Here is a 19149-nt window from a genome sequence, read left to right on the forward strand (position 1 = left end):
CCTTTAAATAATACCGAGCGGCCAGTGATGACCGATAAAATACAGTATGCCGGCGGATATCACCCCGGCGACGATATCATCGATCATAATCCCCATGCCGCCGTGCACGTTGCGATCAAACCAACGGATCGGCCAGGGTTTCCACATATCCAGAATGCGGAAAATAACGAACCCGGCTGCCACCCACTGCCAGTCCGTCGTCGGCAACGCCATTAGCGTTATCCACATACCGATAAATTCATCCCAGACAATACTGCCGTGGTCGTGTACGCCCATATCTTTCGCCGTCTGATGGCAAAGATAAACGCCAATGCAGATCCCAAACATCACGACCAGCGAATAAAGCTGCCACGGCAGAAACGTCATCAAATACCAGAAGGGGATCGCCGCCAGCGAGCCCATCGTGCCCGGCACCACGGGGCTCAGCCCGCTGCCAAAGCCGGTAGCGAGCAGATGCCACGGATTGCGCAAATTCAGGCGGCTTTTCGCAACATCTTTATGGCGTGGCAAAATGGTCATATCCTTTCCAGTCAAAGGTGACAGGCATTCCGTCACGTACAAAATTCAGCCCTTCAATATCTGCGCTCATTTGACCTATGCAGGTAAAGGGAACACCCAGTTGACCAATGGCGACATCCAGCGCGCCACGATTCAGTTCCGGCACCGTAAAGCACAGCTCATAGTCTTCGCCGCCGGAAAGCGCCCAACGCAGCGCCTGCCCGTCATCAACATGGCGCATCATCGCATCGGATTTTGGCAGCGCATCAACATCTACTCTTGCCCCACAGCCGCTGGCCTTGACGATATGCCCCAGATCGGAAATCAAACCATCGGAAAGATCGATAGCCGCGCTGGCGATATCACGCAGCGCCTGGCCGTGTAAAATACGCGGCGTCGGGCGTAAATGCCGTTGAATTAAATAGTGAGCGTCTGTCTCCTCCGACACCTGTAGCCGGTTTTGCAAAACCGCCAGCCCGGCAGCGCTGTCGCCCGGCGTACCGGTGACATAAATCCAGTCGCCCGGCTTCGCGCCAGATCGCTTGAGCGCGCGCCCTGCCGGGATATAACCGTGGATACCCAGCGTCATCGACAGCGGTCCACGCGTGGTGTCGCCGCCAATGAGCTGCATATCGTAGTAATTCAATAGCGCAAACAGACTGTCGCTAAAAGCCTCCAGCCACGGCTCATCCACTTCCGGCAACGTTAACGCCAGCGTTAACCAGGCCGGGTCGGCCCCCATCGCGGCCAGATCGCTTAAATTCACTGCCAACGCTTTATAAGCCAGATCGGCAGGATCGATATCAGGGAGGAAGTGGTTGCCCGCCACCAGCGTATCGGTACTGATCGCCAGGGTCTGCTTTTCAGGAATATTCAGGAGCGCACAATCGTCGCCAATACCGGTTTCAACATCAAGACGAGAGCTTCTTACACGGTCAAAATAACGGGCAATCAGGGAAAACTCGCCACATGCCATACGTTATGCCTCAGCAGAAAAAAAGAAAAGGCCGGAGACGGCGGGTATCGATCGCCCGCTATCTTTCCGGCCTGTGAATCACTTTTTGTTAGGACGAATCACCGGAGCTGCTTTATCCAGTACGCCGTTGACGAATTTGTGGCTGTCTTCAGCGCCAAAGGTTTTCGCCAGTTCAATCGCTTCGTTGATGGCCACTTTATAAGGCACATCGCTGCGTTTTGACAGCTCAAACAACGCAATACGCAGCACGGCTTTTTCAACCTGTCCCAGCTCTTCAAGCAGGCGGGACAGATACGGTTTCATTAAACCATCCAGGTACGCGCTGTTAGTCGCCACCCCGGATAGCAGTTCACGGAAATAGAGAACGTCGACGTCTTTTACGTCCTGTTCCGCCAGGAACTGGTATTCAACATCAGCGATGTCGTTCTGGGACAACTGCCAGGAGTAAAGCGCCTGGACGGCACACTCACGGGCGCGGCGACGAGCAGCAGGTTTCACGGAATTCCCCTTACAAAAAATCAGGCCTTAATGGCTTTCAATACATTAATCATTTCAAGCGCGGTCAGCGCAGCTTCTGCGCCTTTATTACCGGCTTTTGTACCAGCACGTTCGATGGCTTGTTCAATACTCTCGGTGGTCAGAACACCAAAGGCTACCGGCACGCCACTGTCCTGGGCAACGCTTGCCAGGCCATTGCTGGCGCCGCCTGCCACATATTCAAAGTGCGCAGTCCCCCCGCGAATCACGGTTCCCAGCGCAACCACGGCGTCATATTTACCGCTTTTCGCCAGCGCATCGGTCGCCAGCGGCAGTTCATAGGCGCCAGGCACCCACACTACGGTAATATTATCATCTTTTACCTGACCAATACGCGTCAGGGCATCAACCGCGCCATCCAGCAGGCTGTCGTTGATAAACTGATTGAAACGCGCAATAGTGATGGCGACGCGAGCGTCAGGGGCTGCAACGTTAGCTTTAATAATGTTCATATTCTCTCTTCCAGGGTTCATTTGGCCCCGCAGGGGGGCGGATTTTATCATAATAATTTGAGCGCTGCTCCCCTTTCGACGGGAGAACTCATGCGCTCACCATATGCAGGCAAACATCCGGGCCGACATGTCGTATTTCGCTGAAGGTAAATTGCGGCGCGTCGGCGAGCTTCTCAAGCCCCGGCAATTCGCATAATCCCCGCGCCTGGGTTCCCAACAATTTAGGCGCGACATAGACAATCAGTTCATCCACCAGCCCGGCTTGCAGCAACGCGCCCGCCAGCCCCGGTCCGGCTTCAACCCATATGCTATTAATCTGCTGCCTGCCTAACTGCATCATCAGCACAACCAGATCCAAATGTCCGTTGTGCGCTGGTACGCTGATAGTACGAACCGCATCGGGCCACGTGCGGCTATCTTCCTGGGTACGCGCAATCCACGTTTCGCCAGGCTGCTGCACAATACGATGCGCAGGCGTTACCCGGTTTTGGCTGTCGATAACAATTCGCACCGGCTGGCGCAGATTTTCCTGCGGGTAAGACGCCTGCGTAGAGGCGTCTAACTCCGCCCAACGCACCGTCAAGGCCGGATCGTCAGCCAATACCGTCGCGCTACTGGTTAAGATAGCGTGGCTTTGCGCACGCAAGCGCTGAACGTCGCGCCGGGCCTGCGGCGAGGTGATCCACTGGCTTTCGCCGCTGGCCATCGCCGTCCGTCCATCCACGGAGGCGCCCAGTTTAAGCTGAAGATAAGGGAATCCGGTACGCATCCGTTTGAGGAAGCCTTTATTGAGCGCCTCCGCTTCACTCATCATTAACCCGTGGCTGACCGCAATACCCGCCTGTTGCAGACGATACAGTCCGCGCCCGGCGACCTGTGGGTTCGGGTCCTGCATCGCGGCGACCACGCGCGCGACGCCGGCCGCAATCAGCGCATCGCAACATGGCGGCGTTCGCCCATGATGGCTACAGGGTTCAAGCGTGACATAGGCGGTTGCGCCTTTGGCTTTTGCGCCCGCCATCCGCAGCGCATGGACCTCGGCGTGCGGCTCTCCGGCGCGCTGGTGATAACCTTCGCCGACGATGTCGCCATTGTTAACAATGACACAGCCGACATTAGGGTTCGGGTGAGTGGTGAAACGCCCACGCTGCGCCAGTTTGAGCGCTCGCGCCATGTAAAACTCATCCTGCATGGCTTAGTCCTGTAGGCGAGCGATTTCTTCGCCAAAGTCTTTGATATCTTCGAAACTGCGATAGACGGAGGCAAAGCGAATATACGCGACTTTATCGAGTTTTTTCAGCTGCTCCATGACCAGGTTGCCAATCATCTTGCTGGGAACTTCACGCTCCCCAGTGGCACGTAATTGTGACTTAATATGGTTCAATGCCATTTCAACATCATCTGCGCTGACGGGTCTTTTTTCCAGCGCTCTCAACATGCCGCTACGCAGCTTATCCTCATTAAAGGGTTCGCGCACATCGTTGCTTTTTATCACGCGCGGCATGACCAGTTCAGCCACTTCAAAGGTCGTAAAGCGTTCATTACACACCAGACACTGCCGACGGCGGCGCACGGACGAGCCCTCGCCTACAAGACGAGAGTCAATGACTTTGGTATCTACGGCGAAACAAAATGGGCAATGCATACGGCGTCCTGACCAGATGATTTAGAAAACACTATTTTACCCTGAACTGGCGCGACAACAAAGGCGGAGCGCTTTTGAGATAAAGGATCGGTGCCTTTGTGCGTATAGCGCACTACCATTACGCTATCGGACCACGAAGGAAATGATCGACATGACAAGACGTTACCTAAGAATTCTCCTGGTGGGAAGTCTCTTGAGCCTGACCGCCTGCGCGCCGCAGAGCGAAGTTCGCCAGATGCATCAAAGCATTAGCACCCTGAATAAAGAGATGACCCAACTGAATCAGGAAACGGTAAAAATTACCCAACAAAATAAGCTGAATGCGGAGTCAACCCGCGGCGTCTATTTGTTGCCTGGCGCCAATACGCCTGCCCGGCTGGAGAGTCAGATCGGTACGCTACGTATGACATTGCTGGAAATTACGCCTGTCGCAGACGGCGCTCACGCAACGTTACGCATTCAGGGCGAGTCCCGCGATCCGCTGCCGGCATTCAGCGCTACCGTAGAGTACGGGCAAATTCAGGGCACTACGGAGAACTATCAGGAGGTGAATGCACAGAGCCTTCTGGTAAATGCCCCTGCCAGCTTGCTGGCGCCCAGTGATGTCAATATTTCGTTACCGTTGAAGGGGATCACTCCGGCGCAGTTAGGCTTCATTCGCATCCATGATATTCAGCCTGTTAATCAATAAACGTTCTGGCGGAGCGTTTTGTGCGTTCCGCAACATCCCCCGCGCGACTTTTGTTGCCCTACTGACATTTTCGTCATTTATGACATAGATTGGTAATATTCATGAAAGACAGTACTGTCGCCGCACCTAAAATGCGCAAACGTGAACGCAATCGATTACGTAAATGATAGATATGTGAAACAAGACATATTTTTGTGAGCAATGATTTTTATAATAGGCTCCGCAGAAACACGAAATATTTAGAAACGCAAATTGCGTTCTTTTCACTCCCGTAAGGGATTTCAAACAGTGGCATACATATGAAAAAAACTTTACTCGCAGTCAGCGCAGCGCTGGCGCTCACCTCATCTTTTACTGCTAACGCAGCAGAAAATGATCAGCCGCAGTATTTGTCCGACTGGTGGCACCAGAGCGTAAACGTGGTAGGCAGCTACCATACCCGTTTCTCGCCGAAATTGAACAACGACGTCTATCTGGAATATGAAGCATTTGCCAAAAAAGACTGGTTTGATTTCTACGGCTATATCGATATTCCCAAAACCTTTGATTGGGGTAACGGCAACGATAAAGGTATCTGGTCCGACGGTTCTCCGCTGTTCATGGAAATCGAACCGCGTTTCTCGATTGATAAGCTGACCGGCGCAGACCTGAGCTTCGGCCCGTTTAAAGAGTGGTATTTCGCCAACAACTACATCTACGATATGGGCGATAACAAAGCCAGCCGCCAGAGCACGTGGTATATGGGTCTGGGGACCGATATCGACACCGGCCTGCCGATGGGCCTGTCGCTGAACGTGTATGCGAAATATCAGTGGCAAAACTACGGCGCGTCCAATGAAAACGAATGGGACGGCTACCGTTTCAAAGTGAAATACTTCGTCCCCATCACCGATCTGTGGGGCGGTAAACTGAGCTATATCGGCTTTACCAACTTTGACTGGGGATCTGATTTAGGCGACGATCCGAACCGTACCAGCAACTCCATCGCTTCCAGCCATATCCTGGCGCTGAACTACGATCACTGGCACTACTCGGTCGTTGCGCGTTACTTCCATAACGGCGGACAGTGGCAGAATGGCGCAAAACTGAACTGGGGCGACGGCGATTTCAGCGCGAAATCTACCGGCTGGGGCGGCTACCTGGTCGTGGGTTACAACTTCTAAACCTGCAAAAAAGGCCAGAGGTCGCCCTCTGGCCCGTTTCGGGCGCATGCTGCCATCCGGCGGCGAGTCGCGCCCACTTCACATTACTTCCGGCGATGCCACCAGCCTAAAAACAGACCTGTCGCAATCCCGACCAGCGTTGGTGCCGCCAGATCGTGCCAGATAGTAATGCTCAACTCTGTGAGCGTCATATTGCCGCCTTTGTTGCAATGGCAACGGTTCGCGGCTATCCTCAACTTGTCTAGGGTCAAGTTAGCCCCCGTAATGTTGCCGGTGAATACCGAACAATGTGCGGGGGTTTTCTCTTTCCAGCGACAAGGCCACCGGGGATCAAGCCCCCGCAACATTGCGCCTCACCGGGTTGCCCCGGCTTACCGCTGATTCTACTCTGCTCGCCAGTATCGGCATGAATTAAAAACAAAAAAATCCCAACCTTGCGATCGGGATTCCAGTGACAATGTATGCGTTACAGGACGTTTGGGGCTGGCGACAAACTCCGGGGCTGAAAAAATGTCGGATTGCATCCGACCTACGAAAACCAATAATTCATTTATATTGCGGATTCCGTTGGGTGGAGCGAAGCGTAACCTAACATTCAACAGCACCAACAGCTTTGTCAGCAGTCTGCTTATTTCTTTTTATTCATCATCGCTTTCAGATCGGCAAACGGGTTATAAGTCGCCTCGCCGACATCTTTTTGCGCATCTTCCCCGGCAATGACCGTCGAACCATACTGATCGGCTTCGGTATATTTGGAATGCTCGTGATCGTGGCAGTAGAGGCACAATAGCTCCCAGTTGCTGCCGTCTTCCGGATTATTGGTGTGGTCATGATCGATATGATGCACCGTCAGCTCACGCAGATTTGAATACACAAACTCACGGGAACAACGTCCGCACACCCACGGAAACAGCTTCAGCGCTTTTTCACGATAGCCGCTTTCCAGGCGCGCGTAGTTTTTTGGGATGATAGCCATGATAGTTCCTCATGCAATCGAGTTTATTCTGGATAATAAAAAGCCGCAGCACCCTGCGATGTTGCGGCTTTTTTCAGTCATGTTAACGCCAGCTTACGGCAGAATGGACGGCTGATCCGCCCCTTCTTTTTCGACTTTCTGCTGCAGCATATGCTCGCGCTTCATACCGAGTTTCAGCGCCAGCGCCGATGCGACATAGATAGAAGATGCCGTACCAATAGAGACACCGATCAGCATCGTCAGCGAGAAGCCTTCCAGTACCGGACCGCCGAAGAGGTACAGCATCAGAATTACCACTAACGTCGTACCGGAGGTAATCAACGTGCGGTGTAGCGTCTGGGTCAGCGACACGTTAAAGATTTCGTAAGGCGTCCCGCGACGGATTTTGCGGAAGTTTTCACGAATACGGTCAGAGACCACGATACTGTCGTTCAGCGAGTAACCGATCACCGACATCAACGATGCCACAATGGTCAGGTCAATCTCGATATGGAAAAGCGACAGTATCCCCAGCGTAATGATCACGTCGTGCGCCAGCGCGATGACCACCCCTGCCGCCAGTCGCCACTCAAAGCGGAAACCGACATAAACGAGGATAGAGATCAACGCCACCAGCAGCGCCATAGCGCCGGTTTGCGCCAGATCGGCGCCCACGCTTGGCCCCACGAATTCAATACGCTTCACGGCCGCGTTCTGGTTGGTGGCTTCATTAATGATCGTCACCACTTTGCTACCCAGTACCTGACCGCCGGTTTCACCTTCGGTTGGCGGCATACGCACCATAATGTCGTGACTGCTGCCAAAGTTCTGCAACTGCGGCTCTTCATAGCCCGCTTTTTGCAGCGCTTCGCGCATCACGTCCATTTCAGCCGGTTTTTCCAGCGTGATTTCAATTACCGTACCACCGGTGAAATCCAGCCCCCAGTTAAACCCGCGTACGCCCATAATGACAATGGCCGCGATCAGCAACAGCCCGGAGATGCCGAATGCCCAGAAGTCCCAGCGCATAAAGTCATAGACTTTACGGCCGTGGTTTAGTTGTTCAACAGTGTATTCCTGTGCCACATCGCACTCCTCAGATTGACAGCTTAGTGACGCGCTTGCCGCCATATAGCAGGTTTACGATAGCACGCGTACCGATAATCGCGGTAAACATCGACGTCGCCACACCGATACCGGTCGTAATCGCGAACCCTTTAATTGCCCCGGTACCGACAGCATACAGAATGATGACTTTAATCAGCGTCGTGATGTTCGCATCGAAGATGGAACTGAACGCGCCGGCATAGCCTTCGTTTATCGCCTGCTGTACCGTGCGGCCATTACTCAACTCTTCTTTGATACGTTCGTTAATCAGAACGTTGGCGTCGACCGCCACCGCAAGGGTTAACACGATACCCGCAATCCCCGGCATACTGAGCGTTGCCCCCGGCAACAGCGACATGATACCGACAATCAACACCAGGTTAGCCACTAACGCGCTGGTCGCAATCAGACCAAACTTCTTATAGAAGAAGATCATGAACAGGATGGAGACCACCAGACCGGCCAGACAGGCTTCCAGGCCCTGCTTAATATTTTGCATACCCAAAGTCGGGCCAATGGTGCGCTCTTCAACGATCTGAATCGGAGCAATTAGGGCGCCCGCACGCAGCAACAACGAGAGCTGACGCGCTTCGTTCGGGTTGCTGATACCGGTAATACGGAAGCTGTTACCCAGCCGAGACTGGATGTTGGCAATGTTAATCACCTCTTCCTGTTTCACCAGTACGGCGCGACCGTTAGCGTCTTTCTTACCGCTGTCTTTATACTCCACAAACAGGGTCGCCATCGGTTTGCCGATATTGTCCTTAGTGAAGTTAGACATGATATTGCCGCCTGCGCTATCCAGCGAGATGTTAACCTGCGGTTGGTTATATTCATCCTGGCTGGACGTCGAGTCGGTGATATGGTCGCCGGTGAGGATCACGCGTTTGTACAATACCACCGGCTGACCTTCGCGGGTCTGTTTCACTTCGGAATCACCCGGTACGCGCCCGGCAGCAGCAGCGGCCTGGTCAACGTTGGTATTCACCAGACGGAATTCCAGCGTCGCGGTCGCGCCGAGAATTTCTTTCGCACGAGCGGTATCCTGGATACCCGGCAGCTCAACCACAATACGGTCTGCGCCCTGACGCTGTACGACAGGCTCCGCGACGCCCAGTTGGTTAACACGGTTACGCAGAATATTAATGTTCTGCTGAACGGCGTATTCACGCGCTTCGCTCAGGCGCGCATCGGTCATTACCGCGCGAAGTTGATTGCCGCTCTGGCTGGAAATCACCAGGTCACGATGACGCGGCGTCAGATAGGCGATCGCCTCATCACGCGCTTTGCTGTCACGAAACGTGATGCTCAGCCCATAATTATTTTCTTTACGAACGGTGGTATAAGGAATGCCTTTTTCACGCAGATCGCTGCGCAGGCTATCGATATTTTGTTCCTGGAGTTTACCTAACGCGGTATCCATATCCACTTCCATCAGGAAGTGAACGCCGCCGCGCAGATCAAGACCGAGCTTCATCGGATCGGCGTGAATAGCCGCCAACCAGCGCGGCGTAGCCGGCGCAAGGTTAAGCGCCACGACATATTTATCCCCCAGCACGCTCATCAGCGCTTCACGGGCGCGTAGCTGGGTATCGGTGGTGTCGAAGCGCGCAAGAATAGCGCCCTCTTCCAGTGCCACAGACTTAGCGGGAATTTTTTCTTCTTGTAACGTTTTCTGGACCTGGATCAGCGTTTGCTCACTGGCGGCGACGCCGCGCACGCCAGTGATTTGAACAGCCGGATCCTCACCATACAGGTTGGGAAGTGCGTAAAGCAGGCCGACGATAATCACGACGACCAGCATGATGTACTTCCACAAAGGATAACGGTTTAACACGGCAGTTCCCTTTGGGAAAACGAAATATTACAGCGCCTTCATGGTGCCTTTCGGCAGAACGGCAGCTACGAAGTCACGTTTGATAACCACTTCCGTGGTGTCATTCAGCGCGATGGCAATGTAGCCGGCTTCCGCTACTTTGGTCACTCGACCGACCAGACCGCCATTCGTCAGAACTTCATCACCTTTCGCAATGGAGTCCATCAGCTTTTTGTGCTCTTTGGTGCGCTTCTGCTGCGGGCGCAGGATCATGAAATAGAAAATCAGACCAAACACCACCAGCATTAAAATCAGAGACATCGGGCTGCCCTGCGCCGGAGCACCTGTTGCCGCTACCGCATCAGAAATAAAAAAGCTCATTCAAATTCCCTCATTATTAAAATTAATCAACGTTCAAAGGTGGAACGGGTCGCCCCTGACGTTGGTAAAACTCGGTTACGAAGCTCTCTAATTTACCCTCTTCAATAGCCTTGCGTAAACCCGCCATCAAACGCTGGTAGTAACGCAAGTTATGAATGGTATTGAGACGCGCACCTAATATTTCGTTGCAACGGTCGAGATGATGCAAGTAAGCGCGTGAATAATTGCGACAAGTGTAGCAATCGCACTCGGCGTCAAGCGGGCTGGTGTCGCTTTTATGCTTTGCATTACGAATCTTCACCACGCCGTCGGTCACAAACAGATGACCATTACGGGCATTTCGCGTTGGCATGACACAGTCAAACATATCAATACCGCGTCGCACCCCTTCCACCAGATCTTCCGGTTTACCCACGCCCATCAGGTAACGCGGTTTGTCAGCCGGAATCTGCGGGCAAACGTGCTCCAGAATGCGGTGCATATCTGCTTTCGGCTCACCGACAGCCAAACCGCCGACAGCGTAGCCATCAAAGCCAATCTCTACCAGACCTTTCACCGAGATATCGCGTAAATCTTCGTAAACGCTGCCCTGAATGATGCCAAAAAGCGCATTCTTATTGCCAAGGCTATCAAAACGGTCGCGGCTACGCTTCGCCCAACGCAACGACATCTCCATCGAGCGTTTAGCATAGTCCCAGTCTGCCGGATACGGCGTACATTCATCAAAGATCATCACGATATCGGAACCGAGATCGTACTGAATCTCCATCGACTTTTCCGGATCGAGGAAAATCGGATCGCCGTTGATCGGGTTACGGAAGTGCACGCCTTGCTCGGTAATCTTACGAATATCGCCGAGGCTGAAGACCTGGAAGCCGCCGGAATCGGTGAGAATCGGCCCTTTCCACTGCATAAAATCGTGCAGATCGCCATGCAGCTTCATGATCTCCTGACCCGGGCGCAGCCACAGGTGGAAAGTGTTGCCGAGAATAATCTGCGCGCCGGTCGCTTCCACTTCTTCCGGCGTCATGCCTTTCACGGTACCGTAAGTACCCACAGGCATAAAAGCAGGCGTTTCCACTACGCCACGATCAAACACCAGACGACCGCGACGCGCGCGACCATCGGTGGTATCTAACTCAAATTTCATTATCACTCCTGCGTCAGAAAAACAGTCCGACGTTTAACGACTCGCTACGGAATGATTCCATAGCTAATAAATTCCCGAAGGCGTCATCGGCGCAGCCAGTTTGGGGTCGACCAGCGCACAGCCACCGGAGCGTACACGCAGTACGTGAGGATGGCGAGCACTGCCCGGCGTCAAAATGGCAAGTGAGATAGCCTTCTTACGGACGCTCAGAAATAGCCTGCGGATTGTACGTGATAAACATCGCGTCCCCGTAGCTAAAAAAGCGATATTTTTGTTCTACCGCAGTCTTATAGGCATTCATGGTGTGTTGATAACCGGCAAATGCGGAAACCAGCATAATCAACGTCGATTCCGGCAGATGGAAGTTGGTGATCAGCGCATCAATCACTTTGTATTGATAACCTGGATAAATAAAGATTTGCGTATCGCCGAAGAACGGCTCTATCAAATCGCTTTTTGCCGCCTGCGCCGCGCTTTCCAGCGAGCGTACCGAGGTGGTGCCGACCGCAATCACGCGGTTGCCGCGCGCTTTCGCCGCCAGCACCGCGTCGACCACCTCTTGCGGCACCTCAGCATATTCGGAGTGCATGATGTGATCTTCAATGGTATCGACACGCACCGGCTGGAAAGTGCCCGCGCCTACGTGTAGCGTAACAAACGCCATTTCGACACCTTTCTCACGAAGCGCCGCCAGCAGCGGCTCATCAAAGTGCAGCCCCGCGGTCGGCGCGGCGACGGCGCCCGGTTTTTCACTGTAGACCGTCTGGTACAGTTCGCGGTCGGCGTCCTCGTCCGGACGGTCGATATACGGCGGCAACGGCATATGGCCGATGGCGTTAAGAATATCCAGCACCGGACGCGGGTCATTAAACTCAACTTCAAACAGAGCGCCGTGACGCGCGGTCATGGTCGCGTGAATACTTTCGTCGTCGCCCAGCAGCAGTTCCGTACCCGGTTTTGGCGCTTTAGAAGCGCGAATATGCGCCAGGATGCGTTTATCATCGAGCATACGTTCGACCAGCACTTCTATCTTGCCGCCGCTGGCTTTACGGCCAAAGAGCCGCGCCGGGATCACGCGGGTATTATTGAAGACCAGCAAATCGCCAGGGTTGAGCTTATCGAGCAGATCAGTGAAAGTACCGTGCGTCAGCGCGCCCGTCGGCCCCTCTAATGACAGCAAACGGCAGCGACTGCGTTCCGGCTGTGGGTAGTGGGCAATCAGGGATTCGGGTAGTTCAAAGGAAAAATCGGTAACGCGCATGACTCTGACTCAGACTAAAATAAGAGGCGGGTAGTCTAGTGCCGGGGCGTTCCCGCTGCAACCGTTACCCGCTTTTTGGACAGAGAATCAATAATGAATTTTCTTGCTCACCTGCATCTGGCGCACCTTGCCGACAGCTCGCTTTCCGGTAATCTGCTGGCCGATTTTGTCCGCGGTAACCCGGCAACACATTATCCTCCTGACGTCGTAGAGGGTATTTATATGCATCGGCGTATTGACGTCATGACCGACAACCTGCCGGAAGTTTGTGAGGCGCGAGAGTGGTTCCGCCATGAAACGCGGCGCGTGGCGCCCATTACGCTGGACGTCATGTGGGATCATTTTTTATCGCGCCACTGGACACAAATCTCTCCTGATTTTCCACTTCAGGCGTTTGTCGGCTACGCCCATGCGCAGGTCGCGACGATTCTGCCCGATTCCCCGCCGCGCTTTGTCAACCTGAATGATTATCTTTGGTCAGAAAAATGGTTAGAGCGGTATCGCGATATGGATTTCATTCAAAACGTGCTGAATGGCATGGCGAATCGCCGTCCCCGGCTGGATGCCTTGCGTGATTCCTGGTACGATCTGGACGCGCACTACGACGCGTTAGAAGAGCGATTCTGGCATTTTTATCCGCGTATGATGGCACAGGCCGCCCGCAAAGCGCTGTGACGGTCTGATAGCGAGGGCGTGCGTCAGATCCGCCGTTGGCAGAAAGATGGTTCGCTGTCATAAAGGGGTCATCATTACGATTTATAATGACCCGATCGATAGGCAAAAGCTGTCTCATTGATTGTCAAGACCGCATTGTTTTGTCGCTTCGCCCTCCCTATACTGCCCGCGTTGCGTTCTAAAACCCTTAATATTGCAGGAGAATTATTATGGTACTGGTTACTCGTCAGGCCCCGGATTTCACCGCTGCGGCGGTACTGGGTAGCGGTGAGATTGTTGATAAATTCAACTTCAAACAGCACACCAATGGTAAAACAACCGTTCTGTTCTTCTGGCCGATGGACTTCACTTTTGTTTGCCCGTCTGAGCTGATCGCCTTCGATAAACGTTATGAAGAATTCCAGAAGCGCGGCGTTGAAGTGGTCGGCGTTTCTTTCGACTCTGAGTTCGTCCACAACGCATGGCGTAACACCCCTGTCGATAAAGGCGGCATTGGCCCGGTGAAATACGCAATGGTTGCTGACGTGAAGCGTGAAATTCAGAAAGCTTACGGTATCGAACATCCGGACGAAGGCGTTGCGCTGCGCGGCTCCTTCCTGATTGATGCTAACGGTATTGTTCGCCACCAGGTCGTAAACGATCTGCCGCTGGGTCGTAACATCGACGAAATGCTGCGTATGGTCGACGCGCTGCAGTTCCACGAAGAGCACGGCGATGTCTGCCCGGCGCAGTGGGAAAAAGGCAAAGAAGGCATGAACGCCTCTCCGGACGGCGTGGCTAAATACCTGGCTGAGAACATTTCCAGCCTGTAAGTCAGTGCATTGATAAAAGGCTCGCGAATGCGAGCCTTTTTTATGCGTGAGGTGTTACGAACCACCTCGCCTCAACGATTCATCCATACCGTCGCGGAAATCGCGGGTAAACTAAGTCTTCCCTCGCGGATGTCACCGCTTCCCGTTTTACATTGCCATCCGGCCACGTTCAGCAACGGCAACGCTTCCAGCGCCACTTCACAGGCTTCGCCCCGGTTAATCGCCACCAGCGCCCGCTGCTGCTGATAAACTCGCACGAATACCACTACGTCACCTTCGGCATACAGCGCCTGGCATCCGCCACGACGCAGCGCCAGACTGCGCTGACGCAGTTTCGCCATACGCTGGTACAGCGCCAGCAAGTTGCCGTCCTGCCTGCGTTCATCCCACGGGAACGGTTTGCGGCACATGGGGTCATTTGCGCCGTCCACGCCGACTTCATCGCCGTAATAAATACATGGCACGCCGGGCCAGGTAAACAGCCAGACCACCGCCAGCGGCAGGCGCGCCGCGTCTTTACCGAGCAAGGTTTTAAAGCGCGCAGTATCATGACTGTCGAGTTGATTAAACATGCGTAGTTGTTGCTGATGTGACAGCCCGGCGCGGTAGTTATCCATCCACACGATACAGGTCCGGGCATCGATATGCTGTGGTTCGTAAGCGATATCAGTATTGGCGAGAAATCCCCACAGCGGGAAGGTGAAGCCGCGATAATTCATGGCGGCATCTTCCGCATCGGCCTGTAGCCACTGCCGCGCATCGCCGAAATGTTCCCCCACAATATAGGCTTCAGGCTGCGCCTCTTTTGCCGCCCGGGTAATGCCGGCAACGTGCTGCAAATTATGGCGCGCCCCGCCCGCCTCGCCCAGCATATGTACGACATCCAGCCGCCAGCCGTCCATATTCCACGGAGCCTTTAGCCAGTGACGAACGATACTGTCCTCACCGCGATAGATCTCATCCACCAGCGTTTCTGATTGATAATCGAGTTTCGGCAGGCTCGGATAACCCAGCCAGTCCAGCGCCACGCCTTGTGGTGAAAAGGAGTACCAGTCGCGCCACGGCGAGTCCGGGTGATGGCACGCGCCGCCAGTGCTGCGGTTATGCCTGTCAAACCACGCATGCGAGTCGCCACTATGATTAAACACGCCATCCAGCACCAGTCTCATGCCCTGCGCCTGGGTTTCACGCCGCAGGCGTAGCAGCGCCCGATCGCCGCCAAATTGTGGATCGACATGGCGATAATCTTCCGTGTCGTACTTATGGACGCTCGGCGCGGTAAATACCGGATTCAGATATAGCGCTGTGGCGCCCAGTTTTTTCAGATACGGCAGCTTCTCACAAATGCCATTCAGACAGCCGCCGTAAAAGGTGGAACCGCCCGCCTGAGGAGTTAAAGGATCGTCCCAGTCGCGCAGCACAATCTCCTGACCTGCGGCATGATGGTAGTACACCCGGTCCTGATCGGCTTCACGCGTCGCGCTGCGGGCAAAACGATCCGGGAAGATCTGATAAAAAATTTGATCGGCGACCCACTGCGGGCCGCTATCCGGCGCATCAACGGCAAATTGTTCCAGACGCGCAGGCGGAAAACGGCTAAATCCCTGCGGCGTAAACCAAAGCTGGCGATCATGCCAAAGCAATTTAAAGCTGTAACGGCGACGGGGTTGCCCTAACGCGATATTGAGCGTCGCTCGCCACGCCGTCACGCCCGGCTGCTGCTGGCGGCGCTGTTTGCGCATCGCCAGTGAGATTTCTTCATTATCGAATTCTGAGCGCAACGTCACGCGAGACGGCGGATTTTCTCCGCTCAGCCACAGCGTAATGGTTAATTTGTCGTTATGTTGCTTCACAAATGGGGCAACCGGTAGGTGCCAGGCATTCAACATCTCGTATCCCCTCTACTGAAAATGGGGCCACCTTGCCATAGAGATTTAAAGGATAACTCATCATCCAGGGGGTTATTAGGGGAGGAGACTCCAGGAGGAGAAGCGGCTCCGCTTATCCGGTCTACCGTTGCCTGCAGACCGGATAAGGCAGAGAAAAACGACTACGCCTGCGCCAATTGACGGTCGCGACGGCGTTTAAATATCCAGCCAATCAACAGCAGAACTATCCAGGCGAAGCCCACATACAGTGAGATGCGGGTATCCGGATGGTAGCCGATAAGCGCAATAATGAAGACCAGGAAAATCAGCCCCGCTATCGTCGTGACGACACCGCCCGGCACCTTAAACTTCAGCGCTTTTACCTCTTCCGGCGGTAAACGACGACGGAAGGCGATTTGCGACAGCAGGATCATAATCCATACCCATACCGTCGCAAACGTCGCCAGCGAGGCAATCACCAGGAAGACGTTTTCCGGCATGATGTAGTTCAGGTAAACCGCAAACAGCAGCGCAATCGTCATCACCAGCACAGTGACCCACGGAATACCACGGCGTGACGTTTTGGCAAAGACTTTCGGCGCGCTCCCCTGCTCCGCCATACCATGCAGCATACGGCCTACACCAAACACATCAGAATTGATAGCGGAAAGCGAGGCGGTCAATACCACAAAGTTCAGAATGCTGGCGGCAAAGGTAATCCCCATATGCTGGAACGTCAGCACAAATGGGCTGCCGTTTGTGCCGACCTGATTCCACGGATAGATAGACATAATGACGAACAGCGTGCCGACATAAAATACCAGGATACGCATCGGTACTGAGTTAATGGCGCGCGGAATGGATTTCTCCGGGTCTTTCGCTTCCCCGGCGGTGATACCGATAATCTCAATCCCGCCGTAAGCGAACATCACCATTTGCAGCGACATGATCATTCCCAGCCAGCCATTGCTGAAGAAGCCGCCGTTGCTCCACAGGTTATGAATGCCGGTCGGCTGCCCGCCGTTGCCAATTCCCCACACAATGATGCCGATACCCGCGACAATCATGATAATAATGGTGGCGACTTTGAAGAAGGAGAACCAAAACTCCAGCTCGCCGAACACCTTGACGCTCATCAGGTTGATGGCGCAAATGATCAGCACCACGCTAAGCACCCAAATCCAGTGCGGCACGGCGGGGAACCAGACCCCCATATAAATGCCGAACGCGGTCACGTCGGCAATGGCGACGATCAGGATCTCAAAACAGTAGGTCCAGCCAGTAATGTAGCCCGCAAGCGGGCCGAGGTTTTCCTGCGCATAGCGCGAAAATGAGCTGGCGGCAGGGTTGTGAACGGACATTTCCCCCAATGCGCGCATAATGATATATGCCGCGACCCCGCCAATAATATAGGCCAACAGCACGCTCGGCCCCGCCATTTTGATGGCGTCCGCCGAGCCGTAAAACAGGCCGGTGCCGATTGCCGAACCTAATGCCATAAAGCGAATGTGCCGGGTGCTCAGCCCACGCTTTAGCTTATTATTGCTTTCCATCAATTTCTGACCTATCAACACAATAAAAAACCACGGGGCGTTAAGCCCCGTGGTGTACACATATGTCAGCGATTTTAGTGAGCGCTGGAGGTCACCTGCCGACCCGCCGCGCGATCCCAGATAATCGCCAGGATCACCATCACCACCGTTGGCATCAACCACGCCAGTCCCTGTTCCGCCAGCGGCAAACGCTGACTCCAGGCTGGCAGCATATCGCCAAAGGCAGATGCTTTGATGCCGTCAAGGATACCAAAAAGCAGACTGATAAACATGGCCGGCGCGATGATGCGGGTGGAATTATGCCACCATGAGCGGGTAAAACTTAATACAACCAGTGCGATACACGGCGGATAGATAGCCGTCAGCACCGGAATGGAGATTTGAATCAGATGGCTCAGTCCGAGGTTTGACACCACCATAGAGAAGCCGCCGAGAATAAAGACCAGCGTGCGGTAAGACAGCGGAATATACTGCGCGAAAAACTCAGCGCAGGCGCAGGTCAGCCCCACCGCCGTCACCAGACACGCGATAAAGATCAGCGCCGCCAGCAGGAAGCTTCCCGCGCCGCCAAAGGTATGCTGAACGTAGGCATGAAGAATCGCCGCGCCGTTCGCTGACTGATCGACCAGCGTCGCGCTATCAGAACCTAAGCGGAACAAGGCAAGGTAAAGCAGCGTCAGCCCCACGCCCGCCATCAGGCCGGCCCAGACCGTGTAACGCGTCAACAGGCGCGCTTCGGTAACGCCGCGAGAACGCGCCGCGTTCACAATAACGATACCAAACACCATCGCGCCCAGCGTATCCATCGTCAGATAGCCGTTCACAAATCCGTTAGAAAAGGCCGCATTCTGATAAGCGTCCAGGGCGTTGCTGATTGGACCGGCAGGCCAAACGATAGCCGCGACGGAAAGGATGACCAGCGCAATAATTTTCAACGGCGCCAGGAAATTCCCCACCGTATCCAGCAGCTTACCCGGATAGAGGGAAACCAGAATAACGATAGCGAAATAGACCACGCTGTAAATCAGCAACGGCATTGCAGAATCGCCGGTCAACGGAGCGATACCGACCTCAAACGACACCGTCGCAGTACGCGGCGTCGCAAATAACGGCCCGACGGCCAGATAGCAAACGGTCGCCAGCAGGAGTCCCGCCACTTTACCAATCGGCGTACTGAGGCTGTCTACGCCGCCGCCGACTTTCGCCAGCGCCACAACAGTAAGAACCGGTAGCCCTACGGCGGTAATCAGAAAGCCAATAGCGGCTGTCCAGACGTGTTCACCCGCCTGCAAACCGACCATAGGAGGAAAGATAATATTGCCTGCGCCAACGAACAGCGCAAATGTCATAAAGCCCAGGGCGATGATATCGCGCGATTTTAACTGATGGGTCATAAAGTCTTACTGCCTGTGGATGGTGATGTTGTAAACATTAAAATTTTTGCCTTTCCCGGAGGATTATAAAGCGGCGTTTTTTATCAATTTCAGCGGGAAAAGCTCCCGGACCGATGCGGCGAAGAATTGTTTTTCGATTTACCGCGCAAATGCAGTCGTAATGACAGCACCTGAAGCGCAATTTAAACGCTTATAACGTTTTAAAGCAAGGTGGG

The 19149-nt window shown here is 54.1% G+C and carries 20 protein-coding genes; 4 read left to right on the plus strand and 16 right to left on the minus strand.

The genetic code is table 11. From position 1 onward, the window contains the following. Positions 1–3 precede the first annotated feature (3 nt). The 6 genes from pgpA to nrdR form a co-directional block, all read right to left on the minus strand. A complete protein-coding gene (pgpA, locus tag ACLJRH_RS06020) occupies positions 4–519 on the minus strand; it encodes a phosphatidylglycerophosphatase A (protein WP_000154063.1) in 516 nt (171 codons plus the stop codon). Continuing rightward, entirely contained in the window at positions 497–1474 is a 978-nt protein-coding gene (thiL, locus tag ACLJRH_RS06025) for a thiamine-phosphate kinase (RefSeq protein WP_000752138.1), read from the minus strand. The genes pgpA and thiL overlap by 23 nt, the downstream gene beginning before the upstream one ends. Positions 1475–1552: 78 nt before the next feature. After that, positions 1553–1972: a transcription antitermination factor NusB gene (gene nusB / locus ACLJRH_RS06030; protein ID WP_000801129.1), complete on the minus strand. Its 420-nt coding sequence runs from the start codon at positions 1970–1972 to the stop codon at positions 1553–1555. A gap of 20 nt (positions 1973–1992) precedes the next feature. Continuing rightward, the gene (gene ribE, locus ACLJRH_RS06035; RefSeq protein WP_001021370.1) at positions 1993–2463 is read right to left on the minus strand and encodes a 6,7-dimethyl-8-ribityllumazine synthase; all 471 of its coding nucleotides are present in this window, start codon (positions 2461–2463) and stop codon (positions 1993–1995) included. Between the two features lie 88 nt (positions 2464–2551). Then, a complete protein-coding gene (gene ribD / locus ACLJRH_RS06040) occupies positions 2552–3655 on the minus strand; it encodes a bifunctional diaminohydroxyphosphoribosylaminopyrimidine deaminase/5-amino-6-(5-phosphoribosylamino)uracil reductase RibD (RefSeq protein ID WP_023207505.1) in 1104 nt (367 codons plus the stop codon). A gap of 3 nt (positions 3656–3658) precedes the next feature. After that, complete coding sequence (gene nrdR, locus ACLJRH_RS06045) at positions 3659–4108, minus strand: transcriptional regulator NrdR (RefSeq protein WP_000543533.1); 450 nt, start codon at positions 4106–4108, stop codon at positions 3659–3661. 151 nt (positions 4109–4259) lie between these two features. Between nrdR and ACLJRH_RS06050 the strand changes: the two genes are divergently transcribed. Together ACLJRH_RS06050 and ACLJRH_RS06055 are read left to right on the plus strand one after the other, a co-directional pair. Next, positions 4260–4799 (plus strand): DUF3251 domain-containing protein, encoded by a 540-nt coding sequence (locus ACLJRH_RS06050; protein ID WP_000198486.1) that lies wholly within the window; start codon positions 4260–4262, stop codon positions 4797–4799. Between the two features lie 299 nt (positions 4800–5098). Beyond that, a complete protein-coding gene (locus ACLJRH_RS06055; RefSeq protein WP_000752021.1) occupies positions 5099–5962 on the plus strand; it encodes a nucleoside-specific channel-forming protein Tsx in 864 nt (287 codons plus the stop codon). An 83-nt stretch (positions 5963–6045) separates the two neighbouring features. On the opposite strand, the gene ACLJRH_RS06060 is transcribed toward ACLJRH_RS06055, so the two are convergent. The 7 genes from ACLJRH_RS06060 to queA all read right to left on the minus strand — a co-directional run bounded on the left by ACLJRH_RS06060 (position 6046) and on the right by queA (position 12632). Continuing rightward, positions 6046–6153 (minus strand): type I toxin-antitoxin system toxin Ldr family protein, encoded by a 108-nt coding sequence (locus ACLJRH_RS06060; RefSeq protein ID WP_000176312.1) that lies wholly within the window; start codon positions 6151–6153, stop codon positions 6046–6048. A gap of 437 nt (positions 6154–6590) precedes the next feature. Further along, positions 6591–6938, minus strand: a complete 348-nt coding sequence (gene yajD, locus ACLJRH_RS06065; protein WP_000974818.1) for an HNH nuclease YajD — start codon at positions 6936–6938, stop codon at positions 6591–6593. 93 nt (positions 6939–7031) lie between these two features. Further along, positions 7032–8003, minus strand: coding sequence for a protein translocase subunit SecF (gene secF, locus ACLJRH_RS06070; RefSeq protein WP_000046629.1), 972 nt, complete (start codon positions 8001–8003; stop codon positions 7032–7034). Between the two features lie 10 nt (positions 8004–8013). Then, positions 8014–9861, minus strand: coding sequence for a protein translocase subunit SecD (secD, locus tag ACLJRH_RS06075; protein WP_000934811.1), 1848 nt, complete (start codon positions 9859–9861; stop codon positions 8014–8016). 27 nt (positions 9862–9888) lie between these two features. Further along, positions 9889–10221, minus strand: coding sequence for a preprotein translocase subunit YajC (gene yajC / locus ACLJRH_RS06080; protein WP_000007628.1), 333 nt, complete (start codon positions 10219–10221; stop codon positions 9889–9891). A 22-nt stretch (positions 10222–10243) separates the two neighbouring features. After that, positions 10244–11371 (minus strand): tRNA guanosine(34) transglycosylase Tgt, encoded by a 1128-nt coding sequence (tgt, locus tag ACLJRH_RS06085; RefSeq protein ID WP_000667305.1) that lies wholly within the window; start codon positions 11369–11371, stop codon positions 10244–10246. Positions 11372–11567: 196 nt separating this feature from the next. Then, positions 11568–12632, minus strand: a complete 1065-nt coding sequence (gene queA, locus ACLJRH_RS06090; RefSeq protein ID WP_001266530.1) for a tRNA preQ1(34) S-adenosylmethionine ribosyltransferase-isomerase QueA — start codon at positions 12630–12632, stop codon at positions 11568–11570. A gap of 93 nt (positions 12633–12725) precedes the next feature. Between queA and acpH the strand changes: the two genes are divergently transcribed. Beyond that, positions 12726–13307, plus strand: coding sequence for an ACP phosphodiesterase (acpH, locus tag ACLJRH_RS06095; protein ID WP_023136988.1), 582 nt, complete (start codon positions 12726–12728; stop codon positions 13305–13307). 209 nt (positions 13308–13516) lie between these two features. Further along, complete coding sequence (locus ACLJRH_RS06100; protein WP_000244731.1) at positions 13517–14119, plus strand: peroxiredoxin; 603 nt, start codon at positions 13517–13519, stop codon at positions 14117–14119. Between the two features lie 71 nt (positions 14120–14190). On the opposite strand, the gene malZ is transcribed toward ACLJRH_RS06100, so the two are convergent. From malZ to brnQ, 3 genes are all read right to left on the minus strand, one after another. Then, positions 14191–16008, minus strand: coding sequence for a maltodextrin glucosidase (gene malZ / locus ACLJRH_RS06105; RefSeq protein ID WP_023136987.1), 1818 nt, complete (start codon positions 16006–16008; stop codon positions 14191–14193). Positions 16009–16169: 161 nt separating this feature from the next. Continuing rightward, the gene (gene proY / locus ACLJRH_RS06110) at positions 16170–17540 is read right to left on the minus strand and encodes a proline-specific permease ProY (protein WP_001555879.1); all 1371 of its coding nucleotides are present in this window, start codon (positions 17538–17540) and stop codon (positions 16170–16172) included. Between the two features lie 74 nt (positions 17541–17614). Then, the gene (brnQ, locus tag ACLJRH_RS06115) at positions 17615–18934 is read right to left on the minus strand and encodes a branched-chain amino acid transporter carrier protein BrnQ (protein ID WP_000149625.1); all 1320 of its coding nucleotides are present in this window, start codon (positions 18932–18934) and stop codon (positions 17615–17617) included. Between the last annotated feature and the right edge of the window lie 215 nt (positions 18935–19149).

The organism is Salmonella sp. SAL04162 (assembly GCF_046551535.1).
Taxonomy (GTDB): Bacteria; Pseudomonadota; Gammaproteobacteria; order Enterobacterales; family Enterobacteriaceae; genus Salmonella; species Salmonella enterica.